8 protein-coding genes and 1 tRNA gene are annotated in these 7,583 nt (G+C 70.0%); 4 read left to right on the top strand and 5 right to left on the bottom strand.

Going from position 1 to position 7,583, the window contains the following annotated elements:
• Positions 1-1,326: aldehyde dehydrogenase family protein (locus tag DI269_RS23960; protein ID WP_112140661.1), on the top strand; the 1,326-nt coding region annotated here is incomplete at its 5' end.
• A gap of 114 nt (positions 1,327-1,440) precedes the next feature.
• Positions 1,441-1,516: transfer RNA gene (locus DI269_RS23955), tRNA-Ala, on the top strand.
• A gap of 109 nt (positions 1,517-1,625) precedes the next feature.
• Here the strand turns inward: DI269_RS23955 and DI269_RS23950 are convergent.
• Together DI269_RS23950 and DI269_RS23945 are read right to left on the bottom strand one after the other, a co-directional pair.
• On the bottom strand, positions 1,626-2,261 hold the full coding sequence (locus DI269_RS23950; RefSeq protein WP_112140659.1) for an ADP-ribosyltransferase: 636 nt from the start codon (positions 2,259-2,261) through the stop codon (positions 1,626-1,628).
• 91 nt (positions 2,262-2,352) lie between these two features.
• The gene (locus tag DI269_RS23945; RefSeq protein WP_112140657.1) at positions 2,353-2,913 is read right to left on the bottom strand and encodes a D-alanyl-D-alanine carboxypeptidase family protein; all 561 of its coding nucleotides are present in this window, start codon (positions 2,911-2,913) and stop codon (positions 2,353-2,355) included.
• Between the two features lie 87 nt (positions 2,914-3,000).
• Between DI269_RS23945 and DI269_RS23940 the strand changes: the two genes are divergently transcribed.
• Both DI269_RS23940 and DI269_RS23935 read left to right on the top strand, forming a co-directional pair.
• Positions 3,001-3,678, top strand: coding sequence for a response regulator transcription factor (locus DI269_RS23940; protein ID WP_112140656.1), 678 nt, complete (start codon positions 3,001-3,003; stop codon positions 3,676-3,678).
• Positions 3,671-4,780: a sensor histidine kinase gene (locus DI269_RS23935; RefSeq protein WP_112140654.1), complete on the top strand. Its 1,110-nt coding sequence runs from the start codon at positions 3,671-3,673 to the stop codon at positions 4,778-4,780. Before DI269_RS23940 ends, DI269_RS23935 begins: the two co-directional genes overlap by 8 nt.
• A 37-nt stretch (positions 4,781-4,817) precedes the next feature.
• On the opposite strand, the gene vanX is transcribed toward DI269_RS23935, so the two are convergent.
• From vanX to DI269_RS23920, 3 genes are read right to left on the bottom strand one after another with little or no spacing between them, the layout of a single operon-like run.
• Positions 4,818-5,426 (bottom strand): D-Ala-D-Ala dipeptidase VanX, encoded by a 609-nt coding sequence (gene vanX, locus DI269_RS23930; RefSeq protein ID WP_112140652.1) that lies wholly within the window; start codon positions 5,424-5,426, stop codon positions 4,818-4,820.
• Positions 5,423-6,484, bottom strand: coding sequence for a D-alanine--(R)-lactate ligase (gene vanA / locus DI269_RS23925; protein WP_112140651.1), 1,062 nt, complete (start codon positions 6,482-6,484; stop codon positions 5,423-5,425). The genes vanX and vanA overlap by 4 nt, the downstream gene beginning before the upstream one ends.
• On the bottom strand, positions 6,477-7,466 hold the full coding sequence (locus DI269_RS23920) for a D-isomer specific 2-hydroxyacid dehydrogenase family protein (RefSeq protein WP_112140649.1): 990 nt from the start codon (positions 7,464-7,466) through the stop codon (positions 6,477-6,479). Before DI269_RS23920 ends, vanA begins: the two co-directional genes overlap by 8 nt.
• Positions 7,467-7,583: the final 117 nt, after the last annotated feature.

Raw genomic sequence — 7,583 nt, 5'->3', positions numbered from 1 at the left:
GTCGCCCTCCCCGGCGACATCGCGGCCGCCGCCCGCGCCGCCGCCGCGGCCCAGCCCGCTTGGGCCGCAACGCCCTTCCACGTCCGCGCCGCGGTCCTCCGCCGCGCCGGCACCCTCTTCGAAGCGCACGCCGTCGAGATCCACGAGTGGCTCACCCGCGAATCGGGCGCCGTCCCGATGAAGGCCGGCTTCGAAACCCACGTCGCCGCCGCGGAATGCCACGAGGCCGCCGCCCTCGCCTCCTCCCCGATCGGCGAGCTCATCCCCTCCGAGTCCCCCCGCCTCTCGGTGGTCCGCCGCGTCCCCGCCGGCGTCGTCGGCGTCATCGCACCCTTCAACGCCCCCCTGATCCTCGGCATCCGCTCCGTCGCGGCGGCCCTGGCCCTCGGCAACGCCGTCGTCCTCAAACCCGACCCGCGCACCGCCGTCTCCGGCGGCGTCGTCATGGCCCGCGTCTTCGAAGAGGCCGGCCTCCCGCCCGGCCTCCTCCACCTGGTCCCCGGCGGCCCCGACGTCGGCGAGGCGATCGTCGCCGACCCGAACATCCGCGTCATCTCCTTCACCGGCTCCACCAAGGCCGGCCGCGCCGTCGCCGAAGCCGGCGGCCGCCTCCTCAAACGCGTCCACCTCGAACTCGGCGGCAACTCCGCCCTCCTCGTCCTCGACGACGCCGACATCGACCAGGCCGCCGGCGCCGCCGCCTTCGGCTCCTTCTTCCACCAGGGCCAGATCTGCATGACCGCCGGCCGCCACCTCGTCCACGAATCGCTCCACTCGGACTTCGTCGACGCGCTGACCGCCAAAGCCGAGGCGATGATCGTGGGCAACCCGTTCACCGACAAGGTCGACCTCGGCCCCGTCATCGACCAGTCCCAACGCGAAAAGATCCACGCCCTGGTCCGCGCCGGCGGCACCATCACCACCGGCGGCACCTACGAGGACCTCTTCTACCGCCCGACGGTCCTGACCGACCTCGAAGACCGAACCCCCGCCTGGCGCGAGGAGATCTTCGGCCCGGTGGCCCCGATCCGCACCTTCCGAACCGAAGAAGAAGCCACGCAGCTCGCCGCAAACTCCGAATACGGCCTCTCGCTGGGAATCATCACGAAGGACGTCATGAGGGCCTGGAACCTGGCGGAGCAGATCCCGACGGGCATAGTCCACATCAACGACCAAACGGTCAGCGACGAAGCCCACGCCCCCTTCGGCGGCGTCCGCGCCTCAGGCACCGGCACCCGCTTCGGCGGACGCCCCGCCAACATCGAGGCCTTCACCGAGACCCGCTGGATCACCATGCAGTCCCAACCGGGCCCATACCCCTGGTAAACCCCCAGCTCACCAACGTGACCCCAGTCTCGCGCCCCACCCGGGCCCCGCCCGCCAACACTGTGTAAACTAGTCCCGGTTCCAAGGTCTACAAACCTCTGGAACGCCAATCAAGGGGCTTTGGCGCAGTTGGTAGCGCGTTTCCATGGCATGGAAAAGGTCAGGGGTTCGAATCCCCTAAGCTCCACCAGCAGGTTTGTACTTGAACCCTGGCTCATACGAAGAACGGCACCAGCCTCCGGGCGGGTGCCGTTTTGTTGTGCGTGGGTGCCGCCGGGGCAGGGGTCCGGCGGCGGGGGTCAGGTGAGTTCTTGTAGGTGGAGGTAGGTGGTGTCTCCGTCTTTGTACTTGTCCTTGACCTGGAAGAGGGAGCCGCGGTCGAAGAGGACTTCTTTCTGGTGGGAGAGGCTGGACTGGTCGGTGATGTCTCGGCCGTTCTTGCCGTCGATGGTGAACATGACGCCGTCTTTGCGTTCGCCGCCGAAGCCGCCGGTGGAGATGAGTTTGAAGCGTTCTGCGGCGGCTTTGCTGGTGGAGGAGCTGAGGAACGCGGAGTCGGAGTAGAGGCCGTCCTTCTGGACCTTGTCGAGCCAGTCGCCGCCGGGGGCGCCGCGGTAGGTTCGGCCCGGTTTCTCGGGGAGGTCCTTCAGGGCGTCGGAGAGGTCTTCGGCCTGCTTGTTGAGGCGTTTGCGGTCCGCTTCGCTGTACGAGTTCTTGTTCGTCGTGCGCAGGTAGCGGTTGAGCTCGTCGCTGTCGTCGGAGTAGGTGGTGATGGGGTTCTTCTTGTTCTCCTCGGGCGGGGAGTCGTCGCGGTCCTTGCCCTTGCCGCTGCGGTCCTTCGGGTCCGGGGACCGGAAGGAGCTGAGGTCGTCGAGGGGCTTGGTGAGGAGCTTCGCGGCTCCGTCGGGTGACGCGCTTCGGCTCTTTGGCGGCATGGGCTTCCCGTCGGTCTGGTTCGGAGGAACGGTGGGACCTTACCGGAAATCCTCGTCGCGCACGGTCCAGGAGTTCCACTGCCGCAGCGGATCACCGGTGTCTCGGGTCGTCCGCCGGGGTGTCGTGCATGGGCGGGCGGCCGTCGGGGCGGAGTTCGTAGTGCCAGGGCTCGTTGCGGTAGACCTGGTAGAGGCCGTAGGCCGAGCCGTGGGCGGTGAGCCATGCCTGGGCGGCGGCGGGGCCGAGGTCGACGGCGTCGCCGGCGACGTGCGGGGACGTCTCGGGGGTGGAGACCCAGCGGGCGGCCGCCTCCTCGGAGCCGTGCTCGATCACCGCTTCGCGGCGGAGCCGGCGCTGGTAGGCGGGGGTGCGCCAGCCGCTGTTGACGGTGAAGACGACGCCTTCGGAGGCGGCGTCGGCCGCGGCGCGGCGGAGGGCGGCGAGGAAGGGCGGGTCGAGGTTGGCCACGCCGGGGACGTCGTCGTCGAACACGGTGGTGCGGTAGGGGATCGCACCGTCCGCGATTCCGAGGCCGGCGCGGTCGCGGCGGATGCGGAGGAGGCGGTAGCCGAGGGAGCGGGCGATCACCTCCAGCACGGGGAGGAGGGTGCCCACCACGGTCCTTCGGATCGCTGCTTCGGTTCTGGTCATGCCTCCAGGGAAGGGCGTCCGCTGTTGTGGGCCCGTATGCGGTTTTCGATATGCGGGCGATATGCCCGGACTCGTAGCATTGGGGCCATGCGTGTACTGGTCGTCGAGGACGAGCCCTTCATGGCCGAGGCCATCCGGGACGGGTTGCGCCTGGAGGCGATCGCGGCGGACGTGGCCCAGGACGGCCATGCGGCTCTGGAGCTGCTGAGCTTCAATTCCTATGACATTGCGATTCTTGATCGGGACATTCCCGGGCCTTCCGGTGATGAGGTTGCACGGAGCATCGTCGCGTCCGGGAGCGGCGTCCCGATCCTCATGCTGACCGCCGCCGACCGCTTGGACGACAAGGAGAGCGGGTTCGGGCTCGGCGCCGACGACTACCTGACGAAGCCGTTCGAGCTGCGGGAGCTCGTGCTCCGGCTGCGGGCGCTCGACCGCAGGCGGGCGCACAGCCGGCCGCCGGTGCGGGAGATCGCGGGGCTGCGGCTGGACCCGTTCCGGCGGGAGGTGTTCCGGGACGGCCGGTACGTGGCACTGACCAGGAAGCAGTTCGCCGTGCTGGAGGTGCTCGTCGCGGCCGAGGGCGGGGTCGTCAGCGCCGAGGAGCTGCTGGAGCGGGCGTGGGACGAGAACGCCGACCCGTTCACCAACGCCGTCCGCATCACCGTCTCGGCGCTGCGCAAGCGCCTCGGCGAGCCGTGGGTGATCGCCACGGTCGCGGGCGTCGGGTACCGCATCGAGGCCCCGGAGGACGGTCTTGCGTAGGGCCCCGGGTCTGAGCGTGCGGATGAAGCTCACGCTCAGCTACACGGGATTCCTGCTGGTCGCCGGCGTGCTGCTGCTCGTGGTCGTGTGGGTCTTCCTGCTGCGGTACGTGCCCGCCGAGGCGATCAGCCTGCGCGGCGAAGTCGACGAGAACGGGATGCGCGGTCCCGGGTTCTTCATCCCGGGCCGGTACGACCTGTGGCGCGCGTTCGCGCCGAAGGCGGCCGCGGCCGCCGTGCTCCTGCTGGTGCTCGGCCTGGTCGGCGGTTGGTTCCTCGCCGGGCGGATGCTCGCCCCGGTCGCGCGCCTCACCGAGGCCACGCGCATGGCGGCGGGCGGATCGCTCTCACACCGGATCCGGCTGCCGGGACGGGCCGACGAGTACCGGGAGCTGGCCGACGCGTTCGACGCGATGCTCGGGCGGCTCGAAGCGCACGTCGCCGAGCAGCAGCGCTTCGCCGCCAACGCCTCCCACGAACTGCGGACCCCCCTTGCGATCACGCAGACCATGCTGGAAGTCGCCCGCAGCGACCCCGGGCAGGAGGTCGGCGAGCTCGTCGAGCGGCTCTTCCTCGTCAACTCGCGGGCGATCGACCTGACCGAGGCGCTGCTGCTCCTCAGCCGCGCCGACCAGCGGTCCTTCACTAAGGACGAGGTCGACCTGTCGCTGCTCGCCGAGGAGGCCGCCGAGACGCTCCTCCCCCTAGCCGAGCAGCGCGGCGTCGCGATCCGGACGACCGGGGACGTCGCCCCCGCGGTCGGATCCCAAGCGCTGCTGCAGCAGATGATCGTGAACCTCGTGCACAACGCCGTCGTCCACAACCTCCCCGACGGTGGCACCGTCGACGTCGCCACCGCCGCCGGGCCCCGGTCCGCCGTACTCACCGTCGAGAACACCGGCGCGAAGCTCACGCCGCAGCTGGTCTCGACCCTCACCGAGCCGTTCCAGCGCGGCACCCGCCGCATCCGCACCGACCACGCGGGCGTCGGGCTCGGCCTGGCGATCGTCAAGAGCATCGTCCAGGCCCACGACGGGACCCTCCTGCTCGAACCCCGCGACGACGGCGGGCTCCGCGTCACCGTGGAGCTGCCGAGCCCCTAGGCCGCTCGCGCCGGTCGGATCCGCATGCCGCTCCTCGCTATTCGACGGGGAAGTCGAAGTAGGTGTCCGGGTACGGCTCGTCCCGCAGCGTGTAGTGCCACCACTCGCACTGGTACGCCTTGAAACCGCAGTCCTCCATGAGGGACCGCAGGTGACCGCGGTTGCGCGCCTCCGCGGGCGCGAGGCCCTCCGCTCCGTGGTGGGAGACCGGGTCCATCAGGTCGTAGCCGCCGCCCATTGCCGCCAGGTCGCCGGTGTCGAGGTGGAAGAGCGTCAGGTCGACGGTGCCGCCGCGGCTGTGGCCGGAAGCGGCGGCGATGTAGCCGCGCTCGACCATCTCGGACCGGTCGATGTTCGGGTAGTGGCGGTCCTTGGTCCGGCCGTCCTCCGGTTCCGCGGTCCAGCGCAGGAAGCGGTCGACGGCGCGCTGCGGCCGGTACGCGTCCCACAGGTGCAGGCCGAAACCGAGGGCCGCGGCCTTCTCCTGGGCGTCGCCGAGGGCCGCGCACAGCGCCTTCGTGCCGACGATCCGGTCCGCCAGGTAGCCGTCGACCCCGGCGCCGGTGAAGTTGTCGCCCGCGGCGTACTTGGCGTCCCAGCGGATTCCGGGTACGTGGTCGTCTATGAAGACGAAGTCGTCCTTCAACGGTGCTTCTCCAGTGCCAGCGAGATCATCCGGTCGATCACTTCGGCGAGCGGGACTCCCGCGGCCGCCATCATTCTCGGGTAGCGACTGTACGAGGTCATGCCGGGCATCGTGTTGACCTCGTTGAGGACCGCGCGCCCGTCGTCGGTGAGGAACATGTCCACGCGCGCGAGCCCGCCGCAGCCGAGCGCCCGGTAGACCGCCTTGGCGGCGTCCTGGATGAGCGCGCGGGAGGCGGCCGGGACGTCGGCGGGGACGATGAACGCCGAGTTCTCCGACCCGGTCTCGGGCTCGTCCTCCTGGTGGATCCTGAAGAAGCCGTGGGAGAGTGCGATCCGGTCCACCTCCCCTGCGAACAGATCCGCGCCGTTCCCCAGGATGGCGCAGCCGATCTCGCTGCCGGCGACGGCCTCCTCGACGAGCACCTTCGTGTCGTACTCCCTCGCGGTCGCGAGAGCCTCCGGGAGGTCCTCGGGGCGCGTCACCTTGGTGACGCCGAAGGAGGAACCGGACCGGGCCGGTTTGACGAAGACCGGGTAGGGGAGGACGGCGGGGTCGACGTCGGAGTCGGCGACGACGGTCCAGAAGTTCGGCACCGCGATCCCCGCGTCCCTCGCGACGACGTAGGCGAGGGACTTGTCCATGCAGATCGCCGAACTCTGGACGTCGCAGCCCGCGTACGGGATCCCGGAAAGCTCCAGGAGGCCCTGCACCGCGCCGTCCTCGCCGAGCCTGCCGTGGAGGACGGGCAGCACCGCGTCCAGGCGGATCGCCTCGTACTTGCCACCATCGAGGACAGGATCGAGCACGAGCAGGCCGGGCTCGCTCCGGTCGGGCGAGAGGACGACCGGCCGGTGGTCGCCGTCCTCCCAATCGGCCGCGGGCCCGTCGCAGAGCCGCCACTCGCCGCCCTCGGTGATGCCGATGTAGAAGGGCCGGAAGCGATCCGTGTCGAGGTGCCGCGCGACCTCCTGCGCGGACTTGACGGAGACGGGGTGCTCTTCGCACATGCCGCCGAAGAGGACGCCGACGTGGAGTTTTGCTCGCGGCTCAGACATGGTGGTTCCCGCTTTCGAAGTCGAGGCAGTTGACGATCGAGTTCTCGACCGTGTCGCGCAGGGCGTGGTCGGTGTAGTAGGCGGTGTGGGGGCTGATGATCACGTTCGGGAGCTCCTGGAGCCGCAGCAGCGGCTTGCTCTCGACGCTCTCGTGCCGGTGGTCGGTGTAGAAGATCCCCTCCTCGCCCTCGACGACGTCGAGCGCCGCGCCGCCGAGCCGGCCGCTCTCCAGGGCCGGGATGAGCGCCTCGGTGTCGAGGAGCGGGCCGCGGCCGGTGTTGACGACGACCGCGCCGGGCTTCATCCGCTCGATGCGGTGGCGGTTGAGGAGGTGGTGCGTGCCGGCGTTCAGCGGCGTGTGGAGGGTGACGATGTCGCTGCGCCGCAACAGGTCGTCGAGCGCAACGTGCTCGGCCGCGGTCTCGTTCCGGTTGTCGTGCGCGAGGATCCGGCAGCCGAAGCCGCGCAGCCGCTCGACGACCGCCGCGCCGATGCGGCCGGTGCCGACGACCCCCACGGTGAGGTCGCGCAGCTCGCGGCCGCGGGTCTCGTGGAGGCGGTAGTCGTGGACGTCGGCGCGCAGGACGATCGACTTCGCGTTGCGGATCGCCATGAGCATCAACATGACCGTGTAGTCGGCGACGCTGTCGGGCGAGTAGGCCGTGTTGCCGACCGTGATGCCGACGCTCTCGGCGTATTTCACGTTGACGTGGTTGAAGCCGATGCTGCGCGTCGACACGTACGCGACGCCGGCGCGGCTCAGCGCGAGCAGCACGGCGCTGGAGACGCGGGTCCGGTGGCTCACGCTGATGCACCGGTTGCCCAGGGCCAGTTCGATGTTCCCCTCGGACACCGGCGCCGTCGCGATCGTCGGCTCCACGCCGAAGCGCGGGCCCAGCTCCTGGAAGAGGAGGGCCTCGTCGCGCCCGCATCCGTACACCGTGATGCCCATAGGCGGGCGGGCCGGTTCGTTCTCGGTCATGGGTCGAGTGAAGGCGGAGTGCTGTTGTCCGGGCGTATGCGGTTTTCGATATGCCGGCGATAAGCTCCGGCCCCGAACTTATCGCCGGCGTATCGGGAAGCGCATACACTGCCGCAA

This window comes from Glycomyces dulcitolivorans (assembly GCF_003265355.1).
GTDB lineage: Bacteria > Actinomycetota > Actinomycetes > Mycobacteriales > Micromonosporaceae > Glycomyces > Glycomyces dulcitolivorans.
This window is presented reverse-complemented; position numbering and strand designations above follow the sequence as displayed.